Origin of the sequence: Arthrobacter sp. FX8 (genome assembly GCF_026723805.1) — a bacterium.
Taxonomy (GTDB): domain Bacteria; phylum Actinomycetota; class Actinomycetes; order Actinomycetales; family Micrococcaceae; genus Arthrobacter.
This window is the reverse complement of the sequence record NZ_CP113505.1, coordinates 2,592,658-2,615,870: the sequence shown is the minus strand read 5'-3', so window position 1 is coordinate 2,615,870 and position 23,213 is coordinate 2,592,658. Positions and strand designations below refer to the sequence as shown.

Genomic DNA, 23,213 nt, shown 5'->3' with positions numbered 1-23,213 from the left:
CTGCTACCCCAGCGGGTTGGCCGATTGGCAGGTCTGGTCGCTGCCCGTCTGGGCCACCACGCCGCCTGAGGAGTCGGCGGACGACGGCGGTGCGGCGGGTTTGGTGCCGGCGGCAAAGTCCGTGCCCGCGTACAGTTGCACGCCCTGGATGTTCGCCACCTGCTGCACGTTGCCTGCGGGCAGGCCGAACAGCGCTGCCACGTCCGCGGCCACGTCCTCGAACCCGGCCGAGTAGTAGACCATGGTCTTCTCCTGCGCCTGGGCCTGCAGCTTGGTCAGGTTGGTGAAACCGGCCTCAGAGAGCAGCCCGGCAATGGCATTGCTCCGCCCCGTCACGCCGGTGCCGTTGGCAATGGAGACGGGCTGCAGCGACTTGTCGTAGGCGGGTGCCGCGGGAGTTGCAGGCGCCTGCGTGGGGGAGGCGGAGGAGGGCTGGCTCAGGTCCGGGCTGCTTCGGAGCGCGGCGAAGAAGTTGGAGGCTGTCGGCTCATTCAGTGCCAGCCGGTTGGGGTCCGCCGGCGCCGGCACCGTGGGCGTGGTGATGAAGTTGATGTTGGCCGGGTCGATGTTCTTCAGCCGGTTGGCGATGGTCAGCAGCGATGGGATGGAGGACAGGCCCGAGTCAACGGTCAGGTTCCTGGTGATGGTATCGGCAATGGTCAGGGTTTTCTGCGGATTGCCCAGCGTGCCCTCGGACTTGAGCTTCCGGCTGAGCGAAGCCAGGAAGCCCTGCTGGGCCTGGATGCGCCCCAGGTCCCCGCCGTTGGCGAAAGCGTGCCGGGTCCGCAGGAACGCCAGCGCCTGTTCGCCCTGCACCTGGGACGTTCCGGCAGGCAGGTTCAGCCCGCTGTCCGGATCGTGCACGGCATCGCTGACGCAGACCTCCACGCCACCCACGGCATTGGACAGTTCCTTTACCGCGTTGAAGTCGGCCATCATGAAGTGGTCCACCTCCAGGCCGGTCAGTTTGTTCACGGTGTCCACGGCGCAGCCGATGCCGGCCTGTGCCATGGCGCTGTTGATCATCACGTCCTGGCGGGCGGGATATGCCTGCTTGGTTTTGGGGTCCGTGCACGCCGGCACGTCCACCAGCAGGTCGCGCGGGAAGCTGACCACGTTGACGTGCTTGTTGTCCGCGGAAATGTCCAGCAGCATCATGACGTCGGACTGGCCGTAGCCGGAGGAGTCCTCCGCGCTGCCGTACTGGCTGTTGCTGCCGTCCCGGGTGTCGGAGCCCAGGACCAGGATCTGCATCCGGTCCGTGCTGTCGTTCACGGTCCCTTCGGTCCGCTCCCCACCCGCCGTCAGTTCAGACGTTGTGATGTTCGACTGCAGGCGCCACGCCCAGTAGCCGCCGAAGGCCACGGCACCGACAAGCAGCGCGGACACCACGGCGGTAACGGCCTTGAGCCAGCGCGGGACACGGCGTACAGGCCGACGGCGGCGCAAACTGGCGGCGTACAACTCGCCTTGGCCGGGGTAGGCGCCGGGGGCGGAGCCAACCTGATCCGGGTCGGGGGATTTTCTGGAACCGAACACGAAAAAATGACCTTCGGGAGGGGACAGGTTTCGGCTACCCTACAGGCCCAAGCTGGCAATTCCCCAAGAACGGCAGCCTGCAGCCGCGCCGTCCCGGTCCTGGCGGCGGCAGAGGGCGTACTCTTTTTCTCGGCGGGTACCCGCCCCGGAGATGGGCCCGGCCATGGGGAAAGCCCTGCTGTGCAGGCTGAGGAACGGACAGATGAATACAGGACAAAAGCAGCGCGTGGCGGGCCGTCCTGCCCGGCGCGGGCTGGGCAAAGTGGCGGTGTGGCTGGTGGATGACTCCCCGGGACGCCTCCGGCCGCTGATCCTGGCGGTGGTCCTCACGCTCTCGGCGATCGGACTCGTGGAGGTGGCATCGGCGTCGTCCGTGGAATCTGTGGCGGCAGGAAACAATCCGTACGACCTGCCCCTGAAGCAGGCCATGTGGACCGTGGCTGGCGTGGTGATCATGCTGGTGCTGGCCCGGATGCCCGTGCGGCGGATCCGATGGCTGGGTTGGCCGCTGCTGATCGGCTCCCTTGTTGCCCTGGTGCTGGTGTTCACACCGCTGGGAATGTCCGTCAACGGCAACCGGAACTGGCTGAGCGTGGGAGGTTTCACCGCGCAGCCCTCCGAGTTCGCAAAGCTCTCGCTGATCGTCTGGGCCGCCGCCATCCTGGACCGCAAGCAGGCCCTCCTGGGGCAGTGGAAGCATGCGGTCATTCCGTTGGCACCCGCAGGGGGACTGATCATGCTGATCGTGGCGCTGGGGCACGACCTGGGCACCACCATGATCATCATGATGATCCTCGCCGCCACCATGTTCTATGGCGGAGTCCGGATGAAGGTGTTCTCGGTTGCGGGGCTGGTCTGCGCGGTGGCAGCGCTCCTGCTCGCGGCCACCAGCGGCAACCGGATGGGGCGGATCTCATCCTGGCTGGGCATGGGATCCGACGAGGACGCGCAGGGAATGGGCTACCAGGCGCAGCACGGCGCGTACGCCCTGGCCTCCGGCGGCTGGTTTGGCGTGGGCCTGGGACAGAGCCGGCAGAAGTGGAACTGGATCCCCGAAGCCCACAACGACTTCATCTTCTCCATCCTCGGCGAAGAACTCGGCCTGGCCGGAACCCTGCTGGTGCTGGGGCTGTTCGCCATCCTGGCCATCGCGGTGTTCAAGACCATTGCCCGCACCACGGACACCTTCTCGCGGATCGTGGCCTGCAGCGTGATCACCTGGATCCTGGGACAGGCCGTGATCAACATCGCCATGGTCAGCGGACTGCTGCCGGTGATCGGCGTGCCGCTGCCGTTCATCTCCTATGGCGGATCGGCCATGGTCTCCTCACTGGCGGGCATCGGGGTGATCCTGGCGGTAACGCGTCCGGAAGGTGTACACCCTCACCCCACCCGGTCCCGTCGCGCCGGACCCGGCCGTCCCGTGTCAGCCCGGCCCGTGTCAACCCGAGCTGTGTCCGGCCGGGGCGTGAAGCAGGCCCGGGAGCATGCGTACCAGCGGTAGCGCCGGCGGGACAACTCCTCCGGCGCCCATGACTGCCATCCGCTTCATCCTGGTCTTCGGGGTGGTCAGTGCGCTGATGGACATGGTCTACGAAGGGGCGCGGAGCGTCACCGGCCCTTACCTGGGTGCGCTGGGCGCGTCCGCGCTCCTGGTCAGCGTGGTCACGGGGGCTGGTGAAGCGGTGGCCTTGGTGCTCCGCCTGGTGTTCGGGCGGCTGGCCGACCGGCCGGCGCTGCGATGGACGCTCGCACTCAGCGGTTATGCCCTGACCGCGCTGTCCGTGCCGTTGCTGGGGATCACCGATGCGCTGTGGATAGCCTGCCTGCTGGTCCTGGCGGAAAGGCTGGGCAAGGCGGTGCGGAGCCCGGCGAAGGACACCATGCTGGCCGAGGCCGGTTCAGCGATGGGGCAGGGCAAGGCGTTCGCGCTGCACGAGGCGCTGGACCAGGTGGGGGCGCTGGTGGGGCCGCTGCTGGTGGGGGCGGCCCTGGCGCTGTCCGGCAGCTACGGTCCCGGGTTCCTGCTCCTGGCTGTTCCGGGGCTTGCTGCCATGCTGATTCTGTTCCGCCTCAGGCGACGCGTTCCCGACCCCGGTGTCTACGAGCCTTCCGCCGCGCCGCCAGCCCCACCCACCCCCGTTCCCGCCAGCCCCGTTCCCGCCAGCCCCGTTCCCGCCAGCCCCGTTCCCGCCAGCCCCGTTCCCGCCCAGGACACAATTGCTGGGAAGCCGGCCCCAATGCCGCGCCAGTACTGGCTCTACGCAGCCTTCAGCAGCCTGACCATGTTCGGCTATGCCACGTTCGGCCTGCTGTCGTTCCATCTGGTGGCCACCGGACTCCTGCCGCCCTCATTGGTCCCGGTGCTTTACGCCGCGGCCATGGGAGTGGATGCCGTGGCGGCATTGGTTTCCGGCTGGCTTTTTGACCGGGTGGGGTTGAAGGTTCTCCTGGCCCTTCCGGTCCTGGCCGCCGCGGTCCCGTGGCTGGGCTTCAGCAACAGCACGGCGCTTGCGGTGGCGGGGGTGCTGCTGTGGGGAGCAGCGATGGGTGTCCAGGAAAGCACCATGCGGGCCGGGGTGGCGGGCCTCGCTCCGGTGGCCCGGCGGGGGAGTGCTTACGGGATGTTCACTGCCTGCTACGGCCTTGCCTGGCTGGCCGGCAGTTTCGTCATCGGCCTGCTCTACGAGATCTCAGTTCCTGCACTTGCGGTTACCGTCACGGTGGTCCAGGCCGCGGCCCTGGCGGTCTTCGCCGTCGTGCGTCCGCACGCCTCCGGCATGGAAGGCCAACTGCCGTCTTCGGGGAACGAAACTACCTAGGCGACCGCCCCGGCAATCTCGGGGCACTCAACGCAGCGGACGTCCGCAACCAGGGACCCGGCGTCGTCCTTTTGGAAATGGGTGACGTGATTGGTGGTCCTGCCGCAGGTGGGGCAGAAGCTCTGGCTTTGTTTTGTCCACATGCATGAATAATACGGAACGCCCCTACAAAGAGAAGATCGCGGGCCAAAGTATGTGGATCGCCGCAGTTTTCCTTTACCGGATCTTGACCAAAGCTGCTGGCGATCCTTCAGGAAATGCTGAGTTTCGCCGCATAGCTTGGGCTCATCAGGCAGTACGGAAGGAGCGCAGGACAATGACCATTACCGATTACTTTGTGGCTCTCGGCGGCATGCTGGCTTCACTCGGAGGTGCAGGGCTGGTGGCGGCCGGCCTTATCAGGGCACGGGCACGGCACTAGGATTTTCGCCGCAGTTCCTACGCGATTGCGGGGGCTCGAACCGTGTTCCGGGCGTGCCGCTGGGCAGTGACCTCAGGATGTTCTCCGCAACGCTGCGGACCTTCAGGTTCCGGTGCCGCGAGGTGCCGGCAAGCTTGCTGAACGCCTCCGTGTATGAGCAGCGGTTCTGCGCCATGAGCACGCCGCAGGCCACGTCGATGCTGGTCCGGCTCTCCAGTACCTGTTTCAGGTTGTCCCCGGCGCGGATGACGCCGTGCACGTCGAGGGCCAGCTTCAGGCTGTGCGATGCGACCTCGCCAAACCAGGCTGCCTCGTTGATCACCTTGGCGTTGAAAACGTAGTTTGCCGGTCCCAGGAACACGAGGGCTCCAGCCGAGCCCGGCTGCAGTTCCAGGGGAACGGCAAGCGCTGAGCCGAAGCCTTTGTCCAGCAGCCGCCTGCGGTACGCCTCCCAGCGGGCGCCGGCCTGGTTGATCACTGCCGGCGCCATCAGCGGCGAACCAAGAGCGGTGGGGCTGTCCCCGTGCTCGTCCTCCGATGCCACGCTGGCCGCGGCCGGAGTGCTGCCGGCGGTGGCAAAACAGGACCGCTGCCGGTGCAGGACGGCGGCGCACTCCAGTGCCCTTCCGGCGGAAGTGCTGATCCAGCGGGCGGCAGCATCGGTGAGCTTCTGCAGGGACCCTGCATCGCCGTCGGCCCCTGTCACCAAATCCAGCAGGAACCCCTGCCGTTCGGGCTCCACATTGTCTGCCGGGCCAACCGCCACCCTGCACCCCCGTCTCGTCACGCCCCTTGGCCGTGGCGCCGCGGGTTGGATAGAAACTTATTGGGCCGGGACGGTGTGCGGCACGAGTAGCCGGTACTCTACTTTTCCCGTGCCGCCCGCCCGGGTACTTGCCTGCTGCTTTTCAACGTTGTGGAGGTGGCGGGGGAACAAGTGGGCTACCATGGGTTTGTTAGACAGCCAAGCAAGTAGGATATCGAAGGAATTCGCATGAACCCGCATGGTGCAAGCGAAGGCTACTGGTACCCACCCGTCGAGGGCGTCGAGCCCGGGGCTGTTGATGTCATCAACGCGCTCCGCGAATTCCGGACCTCGGAGAGCGCTATGAGAAGGCGCACCCGCTCGTCCGCCGCAATGGGGGAGACGGACCTCCTGGCGCTGCGGTACCTCATCGATGCAGAGGCTGCCGGCGTGGGAATCCGACCCACGGAACTTGCAGCCCGCCTGTGCATCACGTCCGCCTCCATGACCAGTCTTGTGGACCGCCTGGTGTCCGGCGGCTACGTCACCCGGGAGCCCCACCCCTCGGACCGCCGTGCCGTCATCCTGCGGCCTACTCCCGGCGCCGACGAGGAAGTCCGGCACAACCTGAACCAGATGCACAAGCGCATGCTGGAAGCCGCCGAATCGTTGTCTTCCGAAGAAATCAAGGCCGTCATGCACTTCCTGGTGCGCATGCGGGAAGCAGTGGACGCCGTCAACTCCGGCCCCGGCATTACCGGCCGGTAGACAAAGAGATAATCCTAGTTAGACTAGCTACATTGTTAGTTAACTACCGGACGGCGGATTGCATGACTGCAGTACTTGAACCTCAGGCGCCGGGGCAGTCGACCCGCGTTGAGCATTACGAAGAACTCCCGCTTCAGCCCGCGCCCTCTGTGATTGGCGACCCCGCGGCACCCTTTCACTGCGGCGCAGCGATGGCGGCCGGCCCCGTACCGATAGCGTCGCTGGGGTGGGCACCATTGGAGCTTGGCTCGGCGGAATGGTCCTGCGCATGCGGTTACAGGATCGTCGACGGCGGCACTGCCGGTGATCCGCTGGAGGCCGTCCAATTGGCTTCCGCAAGGGTGGAGAGCCTCCAGTGGGAGCTGGATGCGGCGCAGGAGCGGTTTGAGCATGCAGTCCAGAGCGCCGCGAGGCTGGGTGCAGGGCAGGAGGACCTGGGCAGGGCCGCCGGCCTCACCGTTGAGGAGCTTCAGGACATCCTGGTTGCCAAGGACCAGCTCCGGTAAAACAAAAACTGCCCCACCATCCCGAAGTGCAGCCATCCGTTTGTTCAGATGCAGCTGCACTTCGGGCTGTTGGAGCGGAAAGAGAAGCGGTGGTCGGCCTGCTCTGGCCCGAAAAATGGGCGCGGCGAGCGGCCGGGAAATTTATGCGGCCAGGCGGCCGGCCGTGTGACGCGGATGTCGGCGGTCAGCCAGCACGCTGATGGTGCAGGGAGCCTGTTCCGGATCGATTTTGGCTGGAAGGTGCCTTGTTTCAGAGGCGGCGCGGAGCATTTCCAGTGCTTCCTCGTCCACCCAGGCGCTGGAAACGTCCAGTTCCAGGTCCAGGCCTCCCCTGAGGGAGTTGGCACGCTTTGCCACTACATAGAGGGCGTTGACGCTGTGAATGGTGATATGCCCCGTTGCAATCACCTTGGCCTTGCTGTGGTCCAGATCCACCCGGACTACGATGTTCAGCTTAGAGTTCAAGTTGTAAAGCCTTCCCCGGCATTGGCTGCGACGCTGCAGCTTCTTGCATGGCCCGTTTGCATGAGCCTCAATTAGATTAGGCAACAAATGTGACCTGCGCAACACGGGGGGCCTTTATTACACCGAACGTAGTTTCCTACCAGTTTGAGGAGTGCCATGAGCATCGACCCCGCAGGAAAGCCTTCCGTCCTCTTTGTCTGCGTCCACAACGCCGGCCGGTCCCAGATGGCGGCAGCGTTCCTCACCTCCTTGTCCAGGGGAGCCGTCGAGGTGCGCTCCGCCGGTTCCCAGCCGGCCGACAAGGTCAATCCGGCGGCGGTGGAGGCCATGGCCGAGGTAGGCATCGACATGTCCGCAGAGGTCCCCAAGGTACTCACCACCGAGGCAGTGAAAGAATCGGACGTGGTGATCACCATGGGCTGCGGTGACGAGTGCCCGTTCTTCCCGGGCAAGCGTTACGAAGACTGGGTCCTGGAGGATCCGGCCGGCAAGGGCGTTGAGTCCGTCCGTCCAATCCGTGATGAGATCAAGGCACGCGTTGAACAACTGATCACCGAACTCCTGCCCGCGCAGCACGCGGACGCCCAGTAGTACCGCCACCGAAGGACAATCCATGAGCAAAGAACAGCTGATCATCATCGGCTCCGGCCCCGCCGGCTACACCGCCGCCATCTACGCCGCCCGCGCGGGCCTGAACCCCCTGGTCCTGGCCGGCTCCGTCACCGCCGGCGGCGCGCTGATGAACACCACTGAAGTGGAAAACTTCCCGGGCTTCCCCGGCGGCATCCAGGGCCCTGAGCTGATGGACGGGCTGCAGCAGCAGGCGGAAAAGTTCGGCGCGCGCATTGAGTACGACGACGCCACGTCCGTTGACTTGAGAGGTTCCGTTAAGCGCGTGGTCACCGGCGGCGGGGAGACTTACGAGGCTACGGCCGTCATCCTGGCCACCGGCTCTGCGTACAAGGAACTCGGCCTGCCTGAGGAGAAAAAGTTCAGCGGCCACGGTGTTTCCTGGTGTGCCACCTGCGACGGGTTCTTCTTCCGTGACCAGGACATCATCGTGGTTGGCGGCGGCGACTCCGCCATGGAGGAAGCCACCTTCCTGACCCGGTTCGGCAAGACCGTGACCGTGGTGGTGCGCAAGAACGAGCTGCGCGCCTCCCGCATCATGGCGCAGCGGGCCAAGGACAACCCCAAGATCCGCTTCGCCTGGAACTCTGCCGTTACCGCCATCCACGGCGACGGCAAGGTCACCGGCGTAACCCTCACAGACACCCGTTCCGGTGAGACCCGGCACCAGGACGCCACCGGCATCTTTGTGGCCATCGGACACCTGCCGCGGACCGAACTGGTGGCGGGCCAGGTGGACCTGGACGAGGAAGGCTACATCAAGGTGGACGCCCCCACCACGTGCACAAACCTGCCGGGCGTCTTTGCCTGCGGCGACGCCGTGGACCACCGTTACCGGCAGGCCATCACCGCCGCCGGCACCGGCTGTGCCGCCGCCCTGGACGCAGAGCGGTTCCTGGCCGCACTGGAGGACGCGGCCAGCATCGCCACCGCCCTCGTGGAAGAACCCACGCACAGCTAAGTACTCCTGCCCGGGCACTCACTGTTGCCCGGGCAGGCTTCATTCCGCGGGTCAGACGACTTCGGGAAGCCGTCCGGTTAATACTGAAACTGGAGCTGCGGACCAGCGTTCACGCTCCGGCTCGTAGGAGATCACCATGGACGCGTCGTTCTCGCGCGCCTCGTCGATGGCCAGCAGCAGGGCGTCTTCCATATGCCTGGCATATTCCAGCCGTTCGGGCAGGGACCCCTGCAGCCCGCCGTCGTCAATCAGCACGTGGCCCTTGCCGTCCACGATCACTTTCAATGAATACCCGCTGTCCTCATGCAGGGACCCGCGGGTAGATGAAATCTCCGTGACTCGATCTGCCCGGACCAGCCCGTTGCCCAGCGTGCGGATCCACACTTCGCCCATGAATTGACCTCCCCTTGGCTGCGGGCGCGGATCAGCGCCCATAAGGCGAACGCTACTCCTCCGCGCGGCTTTTGTGACCCCCGAATCCGCCTGCTGCGCCAGCGGATATGGCAACCAGCGGCCGCCGGATTCAGCTATTGTTGTGCGAGAAAACCCGCACTGGGTATGTGAGTTTTGGAGGAATGCATGTGGTCGAAGTTGGATGCGTACCTCTTTCCGCTGCCGATCACTGCCGTCTGTCCGTCGGGGACCTTTGAGCTGGACGTTGCCTCAGGAAGCATGAACTGGTCCGAGGGCATGTTTGGCATTCACGGGCTGCAGCCAGGTGAGGTGGTGCCCACTTTTGACGTGCTGATGGCCCACAAGCACCCGGGGGACCGGGAACCGGTGCGCGCGCTGTGGGCGGACCTCCTTGAGGGCGGTGGCCAGGGTGCCCTGCTGCACCGGATCATTGACGTCCGCGGCAGGGAGCGGCGCGTCTTTTCTGCGATCCAGGCCGTCGCCGCGCCTTCCGGGCGCGTAGAGCTGGCCCGCGGCTTCATGGTGGATGTGACCCAGAGCCTGCGCATCGAGTCCCAGCATGCCGCGACGGAGGCCATCGAGGGTGCGTTCGGGCACAAGGCGGTCATTGAGCAGGCGAAAGGCATTGTCATGGCCCTGCACAGTGTGGATGCCGAATCGGCGTTCCGGGTGCTGGCCGCCAGAAGCCAGCACGCCAACGTCAAGCTGCACCTCGTGGCGGAGGAGTTGACCAGCGCGGCGGCAAACGGGAAGGCCAGGGAAGTCCTGGAGGGTTACTGATTCCCGGTTATCCCATGACCTGCTGGTTCACCCACCGCTCCAGCGACGGGACCAGCAGCAACACCGCGACGCCGGCCACCATCAGGACGTGGACGAACACATTCCACGCCGTGGTCCCGACAGTTTCGCCCCCGCCGATGGCTGCGAACCAGAAGGGCGCCAGGGCCACAAGCCCAAGTGCAGCCGACGCGAGGGCCGCATTTTCCCACCAGCTCCACCGGGCAAACAGTCCCCACGTGGCCACCAGGAACCCCAAGACGGTCAGCAGCGCAAGCACCATGGTGATGTTCCACCAGATACCTGACGTGTTGACCCCGCGGGTGGCGAAGGTGGGCGTAATCCACAACCAGCTGCTCCCGGCCATCAAGAGGGCGATGCCGCCCAGGGTGCGAAGCGTAAACATCTTCCACCACCTCCTTCAGCCAGCGTGGTTGCCCTGGGCGTCGGCGAAACAGGGCCGAAGGGCCCGCCGTTGTCCGGTTCGTGGGTCCGTGGGTTCTCGGCGGCTGGGCGGTAGGGCTGGGCGGTGGCAGGAAGGCGCCGCCGGGGGACCTTCGGCACTTTCGGGCATGGTCCCTATGCCGGACCCTGTTGCCATGGCGGACAGGACAACCACCAGCCGCAGCGGCAACCTTGGCTCAGCCATCGTCAACGCCCTGCTGCTGTACGGGATCAACATGTGGCCTGGGTGGCAGGTGCTGCCGTTCCTGACAGCCGACATGTCCCGCGTCCTTGACCTCATCAACGCGTCCCTGATCGCGGGCATCATCGTCAACCTCGTCTGCGTGGTGATCCACGCACGTACCCTCGTGGCGCTGGGCAACCTGGTGGTCATAGGCGTCGGGGTTGCCGCCATGCTGCGCCTGTGGGAGGTATTTCCCTTCGACTTCGGCACCGGCTGGTCCGGCTGGCCGGTGCTGGTGCGGGTGCTGCTGGTGCTCGGCATCGTGGGCTCGGCCATCGGGGCGGTGGTGGAAGTCGTCAACCTGTTCCGCGCCCTGGCCGGGTTGGAACCAAGGGCCCGTTGATCCACTCTCCGCGGAGGCCACTGTGAGTCCCTGTCCGCTGCGTCACACTGCAGCCTCCCCAGGGAGGGGGCGGCCATAGGATAAATCTGATGACTTCCCCGGACCCCTCCCAGCCCTTCAGCCTGCGCAGCATTGCGGTCGCCGCTTTCGGACCCACACTGCTCTTCGGAATTGGGCAGGGCGCCATCCTTCCGGTGGTGGCATTATCTGCCCGCGAGTTGGGCGCTTCGGTGGCAGTGGCGGCCCTGATCGTCACCCTCATCGGACTGGGATCCTGGTTCTTCAACCTGCCGGCGTCGCTGGTAACCCTTCGCTTCGGTGAACGCTGGTCCATCGTGGGCGCCGCCGTCGCCGGTGGCCTGGCGCTGGCAGCCGCCGCCACCTCCGCCCTGGCCCCGAACGGACTGTGGCTGCTCGCCGTGGCGATGGCCGTCGTCGGGATGTCCGGGGCGGTGTTTGGCCTGGCCCGCCAGAAGTACCTGACGGAGGCGGTGCCGGTGGCCTTCCGCGCCCGGGCGCTGTCCACGCTGGGCGGCGTGAACCGCATCGGCGTGTTCATCGGCCCGTTCGCGGGCGCGGCGGTGATGCAGTTCTTCGGCATCGCCGGCGCCTACTGGGTGGGGGTGGTGGCCATGGCGGCCGCCGCGCTGCTGTCCCTCACCATCCCGGACCTTGCGACGCCGGATGTCCCCTTGGGCGGGGACGCGGGCCCCCAGCCCACGCTTCGGAGCGTCGCGGTGTCGCATGCCGGCGTGTTCCTTTCGCTGGGCGTGGGCATCCTGCTGCTCAGCGCGCTGCGGTCCTCCCGGCAGGTGGTGATCCCGCTCTGGGCCGACCACCTGGGCATGGACGCCACCTCCGCATCCCTGATCTACGGGCTCTCCGGTGCCATCGACATGCTGGTGTTCTATCCCGCCGGGAAACTGATGGACCGGAAAGGGCGGCAGTGGGTGGCGATTCCCTCCACGCTGCTCATGGGGACTGCGCTGCTCCTGATCCCGCTCACCGGTTCCTTCGTGGGACTGCTGCTGGCGGCGCTGCTGATCGGCTTTGGCAACGGCATCAGCTCCGGCCTGGTGATGACGCTGGGCGCCGACTTTTCGCCGGACCGGGGCCGCGGCCAGTTCCTGGGCCTCTGGCGGTTCATGGCGGATGCCGGCTCCACAGGCGGCCCGGTCCTGCTGTCCGGGGTGACCGCCCTGGCCTCCCTGGGCCCGGGGATCTCAGCCACAGGCCTGCTGGGGTTCGCGGCGGCGGCCGTGTTCGGCGTCGTCATTCCCCGCCTGAAGCACCGCCGCAACTACTGACCGCCGGGACGCCACCCCAAGGCTGGCGTCCCGAACCGGTTCCCCGGGTCAGCGAACGATCTTGAAGTTGAACTCCGGCGTGCCGAGGGCGCCCCAGAGGCGAAGCCAGACAGGGAGGAGCATCTCCGTGCCACGGGCGGTCGAGATGTCCCCGAGGTCGATGACGTCCTGGTGCCCGAAATCCTTCAACAGTTCCGTGACCATGTGCTTGGCGTCCGCGTCGTTTCCGGAGACGAAGACAGTGCTGGCCTCGGGAAGGGTGTCCGGACGCGCCATGAGGTCGGCATTGAGGGTGTTGAGGGACTTCACCACGCGGGCGGTGGGGAAAGCGCGCTGGATCTGCTCACCGAGTGAATCGGTGTCCTTGACGAACAGGGTGGGCGGCATGCCCTGGCTGAAATCGAGCGGGTTGGCGATATCCAGAATGACCTTGCCGTCAAGGTTCTCCGCGCCTACCTGTGCCAGGGCATCCAGGGATCCGTTGCCGTTGGTGGCGTTGACGATGAGCTCCGCCCCGACGGCGGCCTCTGCGTAGCCGGCCAGCGTGACGCCCGGGTTTGCTGCAGCCCAGGTGGCGAAGGGTGCGTTGCCCATGGCGTCGGCCTCAGTGCGGCCGAGCGTGGCTTCGGGGCTGCGGGTGCCAATGGTCACGGTATGTCCGAGCTCTGCCAGGCGGGTGGCGATGGTGCGGCCGACAGTGCCGGTTCCGAGGACAGCAGTCTTCATGGTGGTTCCCTTAGCTTCTTATTTATCGGGTCGGATCTGATGTGACGGATCGTTCTCATTAGTTTGTGACGGATCGATCCGTCTGTCAAACTAAAGGCGGTACATTTTTTGGCTTGGGTTTTGGAAGGGTGGGGTTTGCCGTGGCGCGCAAGAGCGGCGAGGAGAACCGGCGCAATGTGCTTGAGGTGGCCACGCGCCTGTTCTACCAGCGGGGAATCCGCGCGGTCGGGATGGATACGGTGGTCAAGGAATGCGGGGTGGGAAACGCCACCATTTACCGCCAGTTCCCCACCAAGGACGCTCTCGCCACAGCGTTCGTTCAGGGACGCGCGGACGCCTGGTTCGAGCGGATGCGGCAGGCGGCCGGGGAACGCGACGACGCCCGGGAGAAACTCACTGCCGTTTTTGAGGTGTTGGCCGGAGATACCGCCGGTGCTACCTACCGCGGCTGCCCGATGCTGAACACGAACACCGAGTTCCCGGAGGGCAACCACCCGGCCCATCTGGTGGCGGCAGCGCACAAGCAGCAGGTGCGGGACTGGTTCCAGTCGCTGGCAGCCGACGCCGGTGCGCAGGACCCTGGCGAGCTGGCCGAGGAGTTGCTCATCGTCCTCAACGGGGCCTATGCAACAGGCGCGGTTCTCGACGGTGCCCGCTACGGCAAGCGTGCCCTGAACCTGGCCCGGCGCCTCGTGGACGACGCCTGCACCCAGCGCTAGTCACGGTGAAGCTGGTCGGGGCTAATACGCCAGGTCCAGCTGCGGCTCCACTTTCCCCCGGGCCGTCATTGCGGGAAGTGTCGCAGGAGCGCGTTATTCTCGACACATGAGTGATCCCGGCGCTGAAGCCCGCATCAGCCCGCTGCAAAAAGCCGTGTGGTGGGCGCAGGACTATGTTTATGCCGCGGGCTGGCAGGTCCGCGGATTCCTGTCGCGCGTGCAGCCGGAGTCCTTCCGCAACGGCACCCGGCAGCCCGTGCTGATCATTCCCGGCGTGTACGAAAACTGGCAGTTCATGATGCCGCTCATCCAGGCCATCCACGACGCCGGGCATCCCGTGCACGTGGTCACGGTGCTGCAGCGCAACAAGATGAAGGTCCCGGACGCTGCAAAGCTGGTGGCCCAGCACCTGGAGGAGGCGGGACTGCGCGATGCCATCCTGGTGGCGCACAGCAAGGGCGGCCTGATTGGGAAGTACGCCATGCTGTCCCTGGACCCGGAGCACCGGATCGACCGGATGATCGCCGTGTGCGCACCGTTTTCCGGCTCGCGCTACGCCCGGTACATGCTGCTGCCCAGCCTCCGGATCTTCTCGCCGCGCAACGCCCTGACCCTCCAGATGTCCCGTGAACTGACTGTCAACAGCCGCATCACGTCCATCTACGGGCCGTTCGATCCGCACATTCCGGAGGGGAGCGTCCTTCCCGGTGCCACCAACATTGAACTCCCGGTGGCGGGGCACTTCAGGATCCTGGGCGACCCCGGAACCGCGCGGATCATTGTGGAGCAGCTGAACCTTCCGGCCTGACGCCGGCCGGTGTCTGTGTTGCCGTGGATGCCCTGGTTGCTGCGATGCTCCTGGCGATGAACGCTGCGTCCGTGCCTACGCCGTGGACCATGGAGGACGCCAGCGACTGCTGGAAGACGGCGCCCAGGAAGTAGAGCCCCGCCTGCGCCCTTGCGACGCCGCGGTCCTGCTCCGGCTCGCCGTCCGGGCCGAACACTGGCAGACGGAGCCACTCCAGCGCGGGCCGGAAGCCGGTGCACCACATGACGTTGGCAACCTCAAGGGTCCGGCCGTCCGCCAGCAACGGGCGGCCGTCCCTGACGCCCTCCGTCCTGGGGACGCGTTCGACGCCGGCACGCACCAGGTCCCGGTTTTTCACCCTGACCAGTGGTCCGCTGTGCGCAAGGATTTGTGGGCGGGCCTTGCGGCCCATCGGCGTGTTGAGCGTCAGGACGTGGGAGAAAGCGAAGAAGACCGCGAGGGTCAGTGGCCTTGCTGCCACGGCGTCGATGGGCCAAGGAATCTCGCCGGGATGCCTGCCTGAGAGATATGTCGTGCGGCTGGTGGCCAGCTCCAGGGCAATGTCCGCGCCCGAATTGCCCCCGCCGACCACCAGGGCCGGGCCCGGGGCGAGGTCTCCTGGGTTCCTGTAGCTTGCCGCCGTGAACTGCTGGATGTCCGGGTTGAGGTGATGTGCGAATGCCGGGACTTTGGGCTTCCGGTCCCAGCCGGCAGCCACCACCACGTTGTCCGCCTCGAACTGCCGGCCGCTCTCGGCTTCAATGACGAAGTGATGTCCGTTGCGGCTGAGGCTGGTGACCCGGACGTTGTTCCGGATCGGCAGCGCAAATCTTTCCGCGTAGCTGCGCAGGTAACCGGCAAACTCCTCCCGGGACGGGTAGGACCACGGGGGAGCCGGGTAGCGGCTGCCGGGAAGGGCGTCGTACCGGGCCGGGGTGAACAGCCGGAGGGAGTCCCAGCGGCTGCGCCAGCTGTCCCCGGTACTGGCGTTTTCATCCAGGATGACGTAGGGGCGCTTGAGGCGGGACAGGTGGTAGCCCATGGCCAAACCCGCCTGGCCGCCGCCGATGACGACCGTATCGAAGTGCTCTGACATGACGCCTGCCCTTCCGCACCGGACTGCTGTGAGCCTGCCACGGCGTTGCGGCTTTTGCCGCCGCCTTGCGGGTTCGCTACTGCCTGTCCGGGCTTCCTGCTAAGATTCATCCGAATATACTTCGGATGAAATTAGGGTAGGCCTCCCGATGGATGCAGTCAATGCCCCGGCCCGCCGCTATCACTCGCCGCTCCGGAAGGAACAGGCGGCGGCCACCCGCGACGCCGTGTTGGCTGCTGCCCGTGAACTTTTTGTGGGGGAGGGCTACCGTTCCAGCACCGTGGCCGGCATCGCACGGCGGGCTGGCGTCGCCGTCGACACCATCTATGCCACCATCGGCCGAAAACCGGACCTCCTGCGGGAAGTGGTGGAAACGGCCATCTCCGGGACCGGCCAGGCGGTGCCCGCCGAGCGCCGCGACTATGTAATCCGAATGCGGGAGGCGAAGGCGGCAGCCGAAAAGATTTCCATCTACGCCCATGCTCTGGCCCGCATCCAGCCGCGCCTGGCTCCGGTATACGTGGCGTTGCGCGATGCCGCCGGCACGGATCCCGACTGCGCAGCACTGTGGCAGGAAATCTCGGACCGGCGCGCGGCCAACATGCTGAAGTTCGTTGAGGACCTTGCCTCCACCGGGGAACTGCGGACGGACCGGCCTGCCGAAGAGCTCGCCGACGCCGTATGGAGCATGAACGGGCCCGAATACTGGGTGCTGCTGGTGGACCAGCGCGGGTGGAGTCCGGATAAGTTCGCCGAGTGGTTGACCGATGCCTGGTGCCGGCTGTTGCTGGAGCAGAAATAAGCTGCATTCCGATAGAAGTGCAGGTCAGGTGCTGGTTGAAATTTCAAATAACTTGAGCTTTCGTTGACGTTTTACCCCCTCACTTCCTGAGCTTGGCACGGCAATGTTGTCCCCAGCTAGACAAAACGCACACACAAAAAGTCTGAGGGGACATCATGAAGAACAGCACTCTGATTAAGGGAACCGCAGCCATCGCCGTTGGCGCAGCACTGTTGCTGGGCGGCGGGGGAACCCTGGCCAACTGGAACGACCAGGCAACTGCAGCGCCCGGCAACATCGTTTCCGGTGACCTCAAGGTTGGCCTGAACAGCACTCCCGGTGTCTGGACTGATCGTGCAGGAACGGACATCACGGCCAAGATCAAGGACGGCTCATATTTGGTGGTTCCCGGTGACCTGCTCACCTTCAAGCAGGACCTCGATGTGACGCTCACGGGGGCCAAGATGGCTGCGAACATTACTGCAAGTGGTGCGAACGCCGTGAATGGCTTCGTAGGGGACAGCGTCACCGTCTCTGCTCCGACGCTTTCAATCGGCACTACTCCTGTTGCGAACCCGCTCACCACCTCCAAGAAAGTCACTGCGACCATTACTTTCGAGTTCAAGTCGGCAACAACCTCTCGGGTGGATGTCAACAAGACCTACAACTTCAACAACGTCGAGTTCAACCTTTCCCAGGTTCTTCCGGCAGGCGCCTAACAGTGCCGAGGCGGGTGGCCTCAAGGTCACCCGCCTGGATTGACCGAAGCCCGGAATCAGGACCAGGAGGAACCATGCGCACCAAGCGCAGGCTGCAGGCGGCAGCGCTGACCGCCGTTGCAGTGGTCCTGGGACTGTTCACCGTTCAGGGAACCTACGCGTTGTGGAGCGCGGCGGCATCCGCCTCCCCGGGACCATCACGTCGGCGTCGTTCGATACGGCGCTGACGGCGGTCAACACGGGACAAACAACCACAATGACCCTTGCTGACGGTTCGGCTGCCACCTTGACCCTTTCTCCCGCAGGGACACTGGGCCCGGGCACCTCGGTCTACGGCGGCGTGGTGGTCACCAACAACACCAACGCCGGCGGCCAGTTCAACACGGCGATCACGGCAGGCCAGCCCACCATCGCAAACGTCAGCGGCGGAACCCTCGCCGGTTACGTCACGGTCAACGCGAAAACTGCGGCTTCCTCCGCGGAATGCAGCACCGCCACAGGCTTCGCGTCAATCAGTACCGCAGGGCTTGTCTCGCCCACGGTTGCCAAAGGCGGTTCCACCGTCTTCTGTTTCCAGGTGAGCCTGAGCACCAGCGCCCCCTCCACAGTGAAAGGACAGGCAGTGAACATCTCGCTCCAACTCACCGCACGTCAGCTCTGCGGGGTGCCCAGTGGCTGCTGACCTGACCGAACGCCTGCTGGGCGGCGAAGCCGACCGGACAGAACCGCGGAGCGGGACTCGGGCGACCACCCCGCAGCGTGGACGAAGGCGCACCGCCGCCTGGGCCGTCGTCGGACGTTTCCTGAGCATGGCAGCCATGCTGGTGTCACTGTTCGCCGCCCTGGTCCTCATCGTGGTTCCGGTGGCGACGGGTTCGCAGACCTATACGGTGCTGACCAAATCCATGGCGCAGAAGTACCCGCCGGGCACGTTCATGGTGATGAAACCTGCCCCGTTTGATGAGCTGAAATATGGCGACGTCATCACTTTCCAGCTTTACTCAGGCCGGCCCGATGTGGAGACGCACCGGATCGTGGGGTTCGGGTCCACCCAGCAGGGCGAGAAGACACTGATCACCAAGGGCGACAACAACGGCGCCAACGATGAGAACCCCGTCCGCGCCATCCAGGTCAAGGGCAAGCTGTTCTACGCAGTCCCGTACGTGGGTTTCGTGGCCAACTTCCTGGGGAATTCCGACCGTGGGACCTGGACAGTCATCGCTGCCGTGGCACTCATCGGCTACGGAGCCATGACCGTTTACAGGTCGGTCCGCAAGACCCGTTCCCGGGACAACGCGGCTGCCGGGGCGATGTAGATGGCACGGTTCGGGAATGTTCCCGGTGCGGGCCTGGCCGCCGGGGCCTTCATCCTCACGGTGCTGCTGGGCATAGGCGGCGCCTCGGCCTCGGCCCTTTGGCAGCAGAGCGCCACGGCCACCATGACTGTCACTGCCTCCGGCGCGTGGCCGAACCAGTTCTCGGGATTCACCTGCACCAATGACAACCCGCGGCAAACCGCAACCTTGTCAGCGGTGGGGACGACGGCGCCAACGACACTCACCTACGCCGCACTCCAGTCGAACGGCACGTATGGGCCCTCCTACAACGAGTCCGTAAGCCTGGGAACAACCAGCACCATCACCCTGACCATCAACTCGCAGATCGTGCTGGCCAACAGGACCACCACCCCACTCACCATCCGTGTCACAGCGACATACGCGAACCAGGTGCAGACCACCGCGTCAGCCACCGTGTCACTGGAACAAGGAAACAACAGCAACAAAGTCACCTGCTTGTCCACGACCTTCTAGGCGCCGGTCCACCGCCAGCCCGACGGAAGAAGGCGCCGCTGCTAACACCCCCACGCAGCGGCGCCGCCTCCCGCCGGGCTGGGTTGCCCGTCCAGCTGTGGTTCAGCCCGCCCTTGTCACGACGCGCATGTTCACTTTCGACCCGCAATTGCCTTTGCGCCCCGGATATTTGGGCCGCGGAGGGGAATATCCGCGTCGAGAACAACTACGCGCGTCGAGAACAACTACCCGCGTCGAGAACCAACTACGCGCGTCGAGAACAACCCTGCGCGTCGAAGGTGAGTTCCCGCGCAAGGTGCGTGCCGCCGTCGTGCCTTCCGGTCTGTGTCCGCCCGCACGCAGCCGCGGCCCGTCCGTACACTGGCACCATGTCATGCCGTATCAGCGAACTGGTCCTGAACTGTGCCGACCCGGAACTGCTTGCGCGGTTCTGGAGCGGGGTCCTGGGTTATGTGGAGATCGACCGGGAGGATGGTGCGATTGAGATCGGACCGCCCGATGCCGGTTTTGGCGGTCTGCAGCCCACTATCTTCCTGAGCCCCAGCAGCAATCCGCGGGTGGGGAGGCTTCCGCTGCATATCGACGTCAACCCCGTGGACCGGGACCAGGACGCGGAGCTGGAACGCTTGCTGGCCCTCGGCGCACGGCCGGCCGACGTGGGGCAGACCGGCGACGAGCAGTGGCACGTGCTGCAGGACCCGGAAGGCAACGAGTTCTGCCTCCTGCGCAAGCGGCTCGATCCCTGAGACCTCCGCCGGAGAGGCTGCAAGCGGGAGAGCAGTGGGGGTACCGGGCGGCGCCCACTTCAAGACGCCGCCCGGGCACCTGCAACTATCCCGGGCATGGCTCAAGCCAGGGGGTATCAATTCCTCAAGATTTGCTCAAAACCCCGCTGCCGGCGGCCGCGCCGTGCTACTGGGCGCGTCCCGCCGTCGTGCCGCGTAGGCGAACAGGGAGGTGGTGGCAACGGTGGCCAGGTATCCCGCGATCACAATCAGGGAGATGCCCGCCCAGAAGTAGTTGGTGGTGCTGGCCTCCTGCCACGGACTGGGCGCAATCCGGATCAACGAATACACCGCCACCACGGCCGAGGCCAGCCCGATCAGCACCGGCAGCGTAAGCCAGATCCGGGCGGATCCCACGTGCTCGCCGAACCCGTCCCATTCGTTCCATGAACCACGGCGGAGGATCAGCCAGCCGGCAGGGATCATGAACGCCCCCACCAGCAGGAACGCTGCCACCACGTCGGCCGGCCGGTGCCATTGGTTGATCAGCGTGGACACCCCCGAGGCGATGGCAAAGGTGCCGCCAATGAAGCCGGCCATGGGGCGCCAGCGCGGCGACGCCATCAAAAACACCGCAGCCGCCGCGGACGCGGCCAGGGTGGTGTGCCCCGACGGCAGCGAATTCAGCTCCAGCGTCAACACGCCTTTGTCCGGGCGCGGCGGCAGGAGGTCCTTCAGTACCTGGGTTGCCACGTTGGCGCCGACGCACGCGGCCACGGCGATCCCTGCCTCCGTCCAGTGCCGCCGGATCACCGTCACAAAAAGGACCACGACGGCGGCCATCACCAGCGAGATGGTGGGCAGCAGGTCCAGGAACCGGGTGGCGGCCTTGCCGGCGGGGCCGTGGATCTCCACGGCCTCCACCAGCGCGGACTCGTCAATGAACTGTCCGGTGGTGGTCTGGACGAAGAAGTAGTAGGTGGCAACCAGCCCGGCAATGCACGCCAGGGTGGACAGCACGAACAGGAACGCCGAGCCCGGGGCAGGCCGGGCCGGGGTCCTGGTGGGTAGTTGCCGTGAAGAAGTCATCGCGGTTAAGGGTGACACAGAAAGCTGGAAGACCTCTCAAGCGTTGAAACTGGCTCGCACTAACTGTCGTTTTCAGGGCTCAAAACGACAGTTACTGCGAGCTAGTTGGGCCGCGGGGGTTGATTGGGCCGCGGTGGGTGGGTTGGACCGGGTCCAGCCGGGGGATGCTCGCCGCGGCCACCAGCAGCGCCAGCACACCCAGCCCGAACGGAAGCGCCGTGGCCGTGGCGATGCCGCCCACCAGCAGCGGCCCGCCGGCGTCGCCCAGTTCGCGTCCCAGTTCCGCCGAGCCCATGGTCCTGCCCATCCGTTCGGGGGTGTGGTGTCCGCCAGGTGGGCGAAACCGAGGGGGTCACCGCGCCGATCCCAACCCCGATGAACGCCGCGGCAACGAAGATGGTGACCACTCCCGGGGCGGCCGCCACCAGGCCGACGCCCGCGGCAATCAGCAGCAGGCCCGTCGTCGTGCCCCTGTTGTCCGTGACGGCGTGCCGGTCCCGCAGCCGCCCGATCCACGGCTGGGTCAGCACCGAGCCCAGCGCCACCACGCTCACCGCCGCCGTCCCGGCGAAGGCGTCCAGGCCGTGCCGGGTGGCCAGCGCCGGAAGGAAGCCGACGGCGGCACCCAGCGCACCCGTTGAGGCAGCCAGCACCAGCGTGGGGACCAGGAACCGGCGCTCGCCCACCTGCCGCGCCAGGTCCAGCACCGTGTACCGCTTTCGCGGCAGCGGCGCCAGATGCGGCACGGACACCAGCACCCACACCGCAGTGACAGCGGCCAGCGCCGACAGCGTGCCGAACAGCAGCGGGAAGCCGCCGGCCAGGATCAGGCCGGCACCCAGAGGCGGCCCGATGATGTAGCCCAGGCTTTTCCAGGACCCGTACCGGCCAAAGTAGGTGCCGGCCTTCCCGCCGCGGGCCATCCTTGCCACCATGGCGGACGACGCCGGCGAGAAGGCCGACGCCGCCGCTCCCTGTCCCAGCCTGGCCAGGGCAAGGATCAGCGGGTCAGCTGCGCCAAGGCCGATCAAGGACAGGGCGGCAAAAGCGAAGAGGCCGCCGACGACGACGGGTTTGGCGCCGATCCGGTCGCTGAGCGCACCGAAGACGGGCTTCAGGAAGACCTCGGCAACGTCGTAGAGGGCCAGCAGGATGCCCAGGTTCAGCAGGGTCAGCCCGATGTTTCCGCTCTGCGCGCCCAGCCCGGCCGCGATGCTGTGGGCACCGAAAGCGGTGACGAACCCCGCTGCATACAGCGGTGCCGAGGACGAGCTGGCGGCCTTGCCGCTGGACTGGGGGTGGCCGGTGCTCATAGTGGGGACTTTAGTACCTTCATAAATTTGTGAAAACTTCGAAGACTTGAACCATGAACACCGTTGTCCACACAGCGAACCTGCACAAGCACTTTGGGCACGTCAGGGCCCTTGACGGCCTCGACCTGGAAGTCCAGCGCGGTGAGATCCACGGTTTCCTGGGTCCCAACGGCGCCGGGAAATCCACCACCCTGCGCATCCTGCTGGGGCTGGCCAGGCCCACGTCCGGCTCCGCGTCCGTCCTGGGTTTCGAGCCCTGGACACAGGCGGTGGAGCTGCACCGCCGGCTGGCCTACGTTCCCGGCGACGTCCGGCTCTGGCCCAACCTCTCCGGCGGGGAAACCATCGACCTGCTGTCCCGGCTGCGCGGCGGCACCGCCGACGGCGGTGCGTACCGGCGTCGAAAAGCCCGGCTGTGCCAGGTCTTCGACTTCGATCCCGCCAAGAAGGGGCGCGCCTACTCAAAAGGCAACCGGCAAAAAGTGGCCCTGATCGCGGCCCTCGCCACCGAAGCCGAGGTGTACCTGCTCGACGAACCCACCAGCGGCCTTGACCCGCTCATGGAGGAGGTCTTCCGCAGGGAGCTGCTCACCGCCGTCGACCGCGGAGCCACCGTGCTCCTCTCCAGCCACATCCTCTCCGAGGTGGAGGTGCTGTGCCACCGGGTGAGCATCATCCGCGCGGGCAGGATTGTCGACGGCGGGACGCTGGACTCCCTGCGGCACCTCACCAGGTCGGAGGTGTCGTTCGCCGCTGACGGTTTGGACCCCGAGGCCCTGGCCCGCCTGGGGGCTGTGCATGACTTGACGGTCGACGCCGGGCGGATCCGGTTCAGCGCCGACACCGACCGGATCGCGGAGGTGCTTCCCGCCCTGGGCGCCCTGGGCGTTCAGGGCCTGACGATTGTTCCGCCGTCCCTGGAGGAACTGTTCCTGCGCCACTACGGCGACAGCGCCGGTACCGCCGGGCCACAGGCTGATGCGCCCGACGGCGGACATGGCTCCCGGCGCCACCTGCTCGGCGCGAGGGGGCGGGGCTGA

Annotated in this window: 28 protein-coding genes and 1 pseudogene; 19 read left to right on the top strand and 10 right to left on the bottom strand. The window is 66.1% G+C overall.

Annotated elements, in window-relative coordinates; translation table 11 throughout:
* Positions 1–3: 3 nt before the first annotated feature.
* Complete coding sequence (locus OUO20_RS12105) at positions 4–1,539, bottom strand: LCP family protein (protein ID WP_268001806.1); 1,536 nt, start codon at positions 1,537–1,539, stop codon at positions 4–6.
* 202 nt (positions 1,540–1,741) lie between these two features.
* On the opposite strand from OUO20_RS12105, the gene ftsW reads away from it, so the two are divergent.
* Positions 1,742–3,043, top strand: coding sequence for a putative lipid II flippase FtsW (gene ftsW, locus OUO20_RS12100; RefSeq protein WP_268001805.1), 1,302 nt, complete (start codon positions 1,742–1,744; stop codon positions 3,041–3,043).
* A complete protein-coding gene (locus tag OUO20_RS12095; protein WP_268001804.1) occupies positions 3,027–4,361 on the top strand; it encodes an MFS transporter in 1,335 nt (444 codons plus the stop codon). The genes ftsW and OUO20_RS12095 overlap by 17 nt, the downstream gene beginning before the upstream one ends.
* Here the strand turns inward: OUO20_RS12095 and OUO20_RS12090 are convergent.
* Positions 4,358–4,504 (bottom strand): hypothetical protein, encoded by a 147-nt coding sequence (locus OUO20_RS12090; protein WP_155845532.1) that lies wholly within the window; start codon positions 4,502–4,504, stop codon positions 4,358–4,360. The genes OUO20_RS12095 and OUO20_RS12090 overlap by 4 nt on opposite strands.
* A 255-nt stretch (positions 4,505–4,759) precedes the next feature.
* On the bottom strand, positions 4,760–5,548 hold the full coding sequence (locus tag OUO20_RS12085) for an ANTAR domain-containing protein (protein ID WP_268001803.1): 789 nt from the start codon (positions 5,546–5,548) through the stop codon (positions 4,760–4,762).
* Positions 5,549–5,776: 228 nt separating this feature from the next.
* On the opposite strand from OUO20_RS12085, the gene OUO20_RS12080 reads away from it, so the two are divergent.
* Both OUO20_RS12080 and OUO20_RS12075 read left to right on the top strand, forming a co-directional pair.
* Positions 5,777–6,295 (top strand): MarR family winged helix-turn-helix transcriptional regulator, encoded by a 519-nt coding sequence (locus tag OUO20_RS12080; RefSeq protein ID WP_018768662.1) that lies wholly within the window; start codon positions 5,777–5,779, stop codon positions 6,293–6,295.
* Positions 6,296–6,357: 62 nt separating this feature from the next.
* Positions 6,358–6,801, top strand: a complete 444-nt coding sequence (locus tag OUO20_RS12075; RefSeq protein ID WP_224084048.1) for a hypothetical protein — start codon at positions 6,358–6,360, stop codon at positions 6,799–6,801.
* Between the two features lie 141 nt (positions 6,802–6,942).
* Here the strand turns inward: OUO20_RS12075 and OUO20_RS12070 are convergent, their stop codons facing one another.
* Entirely contained in the window at positions 6,943–7,266 is a 324-nt protein-coding gene (locus OUO20_RS12070) for a hypothetical protein (RefSeq protein ID WP_018768660.1), read from the bottom strand.
* 156 nt (positions 7,267–7,422) lie between these two features.
* On the opposite strand from OUO20_RS12070, the gene OUO20_RS12065 reads away from it, so the two are divergent.
* Together OUO20_RS12065 and trxB are read left to right on the top strand one after the other, a co-directional pair.
* Positions 7,423–7,857: an arsenate reductase ArsC gene (locus tag OUO20_RS12065; protein WP_134163971.1), complete on the top strand. Its 435-nt coding sequence runs from the start codon at positions 7,423–7,425 to the stop codon at positions 7,855–7,857.
* A 22-nt stretch (positions 7,858–7,879) separates the two neighbouring features.
* Positions 7,880–8,857 carry a thioredoxin-disulfide reductase gene (gene trxB, locus OUO20_RS12060; protein WP_142071539.1) on the top strand — a complete coding sequence of 326 codons (978 nt, stop codon included), beginning with the start codon at positions 7,880–7,882 and terminating at the stop codon, positions 8,855–8,857.
* Positions 8,858–8,908: 51 nt separating this feature from the next.
* Here trxB and OUO20_RS12055 read toward each other — a convergent pair whose 3' ends face one another.
* Positions 8,909–9,250 carry a hypothetical protein gene (locus OUO20_RS12055; RefSeq protein WP_018768657.1) on the bottom strand — a complete coding sequence of 114 codons (342 nt, stop codon included), beginning with the start codon at positions 9,248–9,250 and terminating at the stop codon, positions 8,909–8,911.
* A gap of 186 nt (positions 9,251–9,436) precedes the next feature.
* On the opposite strand from OUO20_RS12055, the gene OUO20_RS12050 reads away from it, so the two are divergent.
* Positions 9,437–10,051, top strand: coding sequence for a PAS and ANTAR domain-containing protein (locus OUO20_RS12050; protein ID WP_056392957.1), 615 nt, complete (start codon positions 9,437–9,439; stop codon positions 10,049–10,051).
* A gap of 7 nt (positions 10,052–10,058) precedes the next feature.
* Here OUO20_RS12050 and OUO20_RS12045 read toward each other — a convergent pair whose 3' ends face one another.
* On the bottom strand, positions 10,059–10,454 hold the full coding sequence (locus tag OUO20_RS12045; RefSeq protein ID WP_223992407.1) for a hypothetical protein: 396 nt from the start codon (positions 10,452–10,454) through the stop codon (positions 10,059–10,061).
* A gap of 193 nt (positions 10,455–10,647) precedes the next feature.
* Between OUO20_RS12045 and OUO20_RS12040 the strand changes: the two genes are divergently transcribed.
* Both OUO20_RS12040 and OUO20_RS12035 read left to right on the top strand, forming a co-directional pair.
* Positions 10,648–11,079, top strand: coding sequence for a hypothetical protein (locus OUO20_RS12040; RefSeq protein WP_268001802.1), 432 nt, complete (start codon positions 10,648–10,650; stop codon positions 11,077–11,079).
* Positions 11,080–11,168: 89 nt separating this feature from the next.
* Positions 11,169–12,386, top strand: a complete 1,218-nt coding sequence (locus OUO20_RS12035; RefSeq protein WP_018768653.1) for an MFS transporter — start codon at positions 11,169–11,171, stop codon at positions 12,384–12,386.
* A 48-nt stretch (positions 12,387–12,434) separates the two neighbouring features.
* Here OUO20_RS12035 and OUO20_RS12030 read toward each other — a convergent pair whose 3' ends face one another.
* Entirely contained in the window at positions 12,435–13,112 is a 678-nt protein-coding gene (locus OUO20_RS12030) for an NADPH-dependent F420 reductase (RefSeq protein ID WP_018768652.1), read from the bottom strand.
* A gap of 113 nt (positions 13,113–13,225) precedes the next feature.
* On the opposite strand from OUO20_RS12030, the gene OUO20_RS12025 reads away from it, so the two are divergent.
* The gene (locus tag OUO20_RS12025) at positions 13,226–13,831 is read left to right on the top strand and encodes a TetR/AcrR family transcriptional regulator (protein WP_261377403.1); all 606 of its coding nucleotides are present in this window, start codon (positions 13,226–13,228) and stop codon (positions 13,829–13,831) included.
* A gap of 106 nt (positions 13,832–13,937) precedes the next feature.
* Entirely contained in the window at positions 13,938–14,639 is a 702-nt protein-coding gene (locus OUO20_RS12020) for an esterase/lipase family protein (RefSeq protein WP_144600860.1), read from the top strand.
* Here OUO20_RS12020 and OUO20_RS12015 read toward each other — a convergent pair.
* The gene (locus OUO20_RS12015) at positions 14,608–15,735 is read right to left on the bottom strand and encodes a flavin-containing monooxygenase (RefSeq protein WP_268001801.1); all 1,128 of its coding nucleotides are present in this window, start codon (positions 15,733–15,735) and stop codon (positions 14,608–14,610) included. The genes OUO20_RS12020 and OUO20_RS12015 overlap by 32 nt on opposite strands.
* Before the next feature lie 148 nt (positions 15,736–15,883).
* Here OUO20_RS12015 and OUO20_RS12010 point away from each other — a divergent pair, with 148 nt between their 5' ends.
* The 7 genes from OUO20_RS12010 to OUO20_RS11980 all read left to right on the top strand — a co-directional run bounded on the left by OUO20_RS12010 (position 15,884) and on the right by OUO20_RS11980 (position 19,792).
* Positions 15,884–16,537 (top strand): TetR/AcrR family transcriptional regulator, encoded by a 654-nt coding sequence (locus OUO20_RS12010; protein ID WP_134163965.1) that lies wholly within the window; start codon positions 15,884–15,886, stop codon positions 16,535–16,537.
* Positions 16,538–16,692: 155 nt separating this feature from the next.
* Entirely contained in the window at positions 16,693–17,235 is a 543-nt protein-coding gene (locus OUO20_RS12005; RefSeq protein ID WP_268001800.1) for an alternate-type signal peptide domain-containing protein, read from the top strand.
* Between the two features lie 74 nt (positions 17,236–17,309).
* The gene (locus OUO20_RS12000) at positions 17,310–17,462 is read left to right on the top strand and encodes a hypothetical protein (RefSeq protein ID WP_268001799.1); all 153 of its coding nucleotides are present in this window, start codon (positions 17,310–17,312) and stop codon (positions 17,460–17,462) included.
* A gap of 29 nt (positions 17,463–17,491) precedes the next feature.
* On the top strand, positions 17,492–17,917 hold the full coding sequence (locus OUO20_RS11995) for a hypothetical protein (RefSeq protein WP_268001798.1): 426 nt from the start codon (positions 17,492–17,494) through the stop codon (positions 17,915–17,917).
* Entirely contained in the window at positions 17,907–18,551 is a 645-nt protein-coding gene (locus tag OUO20_RS11990; protein WP_268001797.1) for a signal peptidase I, read from the top strand. The genes OUO20_RS11995 and OUO20_RS11990 overlap by 11 nt, the downstream gene beginning before the upstream one ends.
* Positions 18,552–19,046, top strand: coding sequence for a hypothetical protein (locus OUO20_RS11985; protein ID WP_056392971.1), 495 nt, complete (start codon positions 18,552–18,554; stop codon positions 19,044–19,046).
* A gap of 368 nt (positions 19,047–19,414) precedes the next feature.
* Complete coding sequence (locus OUO20_RS11980) at positions 19,415–19,792, top strand: VOC family protein (RefSeq protein ID WP_018768643.1); 378 nt, start codon at positions 19,415–19,417, stop codon at positions 19,790–19,792.
* Positions 19,793–19,927: 135 nt separating this feature from the next.
* Here OUO20_RS11980 and OUO20_RS11975 read toward each other — a convergent pair whose 3' ends face one another.
* Together OUO20_RS11975 and OUO20_RS11970 are read right to left on the bottom strand one after the other, a co-directional pair.
* Positions 19,928–20,860 (bottom strand): phosphatase PAP2 family protein, encoded by a 933-nt coding sequence (locus tag OUO20_RS11975; RefSeq protein ID WP_268001796.1) that lies wholly within the window; start codon positions 20,858–20,860, stop codon positions 19,928–19,930.
* 91 nt (positions 20,861–20,951) lie between these two features.
* Positions 20,952–22,173 (bottom strand): annotated as a pseudogene (locus OUO20_RS11970) (MFS transporter).
* A gap of 53 nt (positions 22,174–22,226) precedes the next feature.
* Between OUO20_RS11970 and OUO20_RS11965 the strand changes: the two are divergent.
* Positions 22,227–23,213 carry an ABC transporter ATP-binding protein gene (locus OUO20_RS11965; protein ID WP_268001795.1) on the top strand — a complete coding sequence of 329 codons (987 nt, stop codon included), beginning with the start codon at positions 22,227–22,229 and terminating at the stop codon, positions 23,211–23,213.

Bases quoted from the DNA above. Each gene is read 5' to 3' on its own strand.
- ftsW (WP_268001805.1), top strand. From the start codon at position 1,742: ATGAATACAGGACAAAAGCAGCGCGTGGCGGGCCGTCCTGCCCGGCGC.
- OUO20_RS12095 (WP_268001804.1), top strand. From the start codon at position 3,027: ATGCGTACCAGCGGTAGCGCCGGCGGGACAACTCCTCCGGCGCCCATG.
- OUO20_RS12090 (WP_155845532.1), bottom strand. From the start codon at position 4,504: ATGTGGACAAAACAAAGCCAGAGCTTCTGCCCCACCTGCGGCAGGACC.
- OUO20_RS12080 (WP_018768662.1), top strand. From the start codon at position 5,777: ATGAACCCGCATGGTGCAAGCGAAGGCTACTGGTACCCACCCGTCGAG.
- OUO20_RS12075 (WP_224084048.1), top strand. From the start codon at position 6,358: ATGACTGCAGTACTTGAACCTCAGGCGCCGGGGCAGTCGACCCGCGTT.
- OUO20_RS12065 (WP_134163971.1), top strand. From the start codon at position 7,423: ATGAGCATCGACCCCGCAGGAAAGCCTTCCGTCCTCTTTGTCTGCGTC.
- trxB (WP_142071539.1), top strand. From the start codon at position 7,880: ATGAGCAAAGAACAGCTGATCATCATCGGCTCCGGCCCCGCCGGCTAC.
- OUO20_RS12055 (WP_018768657.1), bottom strand. From the start codon at position 9,250: ATGGGCGAAGTGTGGATCCGCACGCTGGGCAACGGGCTGGTCCGGGCA.
- OUO20_RS12050 (WP_056392957.1), top strand. From the start codon at position 9,437: ATGTGGTCGAAGTTGGATGCGTACCTCTTTCCGCTGCCGATCACTGCC.
- OUO20_RS12045 (WP_223992407.1), bottom strand. From the start codon at position 10,454: ATGTTTACGCTTCGCACCCTGGGCGGCATCGCCCTCTTGATGGCCGGG.
- OUO20_RS12040 (WP_268001802.1), top strand. From the start codon at position 10,648: ATGGCGGACAGGACAACCACCAGCCGCAGCGGCAACCTTGGCTCAGCC.
- OUO20_RS12035 (WP_018768653.1), top strand. From the start codon at position 11,169: ATGACTTCCCCGGACCCCTCCCAGCCCTTCAGCCTGCGCAGCATTGCG.
- OUO20_RS12030 (WP_018768652.1), bottom strand. From the start codon at position 13,112: ATGAAGACTGCTGTCCTCGGAACCGGCACTGTCGGCCGCACCATCGCC.
- OUO20_RS12020 (WP_144600860.1), top strand. From the start codon at position 13,938: ATGAGTGATCCCGGCGCTGAAGCCCGCATCAGCCCGCTGCAAAAAGCC.
- OUO20_RS12015 (WP_268001801.1), bottom strand. From the start codon at position 15,735: ATGTCAGAGCACTTCGATACGGTCGTCATCGGCGGCGGCCAGGCGGGT.
- OUO20_RS12010 (WP_134163965.1), top strand. From the start codon at position 15,884: ATGGATGCAGTCAATGCCCCGGCCCGCCGCTATCACTCGCCGCTCCGG.
- OUO20_RS12005 (WP_268001800.1), top strand. From the start codon at position 16,693: ATGAAGAACAGCACTCTGATTAAGGGAACCGCAGCCATCGCCGTTGGC.
- OUO20_RS12000 (WP_268001799.1), top strand. From the start codon at position 17,310: ATGCGCACCAAGCGCAGGCTGCAGGCGGCAGCGCTGACCGCCGTTGCA.
- OUO20_RS11995 (WP_268001798.1), top strand. From the start codon at position 17,492: ATGACCCTTGCTGACGGTTCGGCTGCCACCTTGACCCTTTCTCCCGCA.
- OUO20_RS11985 (WP_056392971.1), top strand. From the start codon at position 18,552: ATGGCACGGTTCGGGAATGTTCCCGGTGCGGGCCTGGCCGCCGGGGCC.
- OUO20_RS11980 (WP_018768643.1), top strand. From the start codon at position 19,415: ATGTCATGCCGTATCAGCGAACTGGTCCTGAACTGTGCCGACCCGGAA.
- OUO20_RS11975 (WP_268001796.1), bottom strand. From the start codon at position 20,860: ATGACTTCTTCACGGCAACTACCCACCAGGACCCCGGCCCGGCCTGCC.
- OUO20_RS11965 (WP_268001795.1), top strand. From the start codon at position 22,227: ATGAACACCGTTGTCCACACAGCGAACCTGCACAAGCACTTTGGGCAC.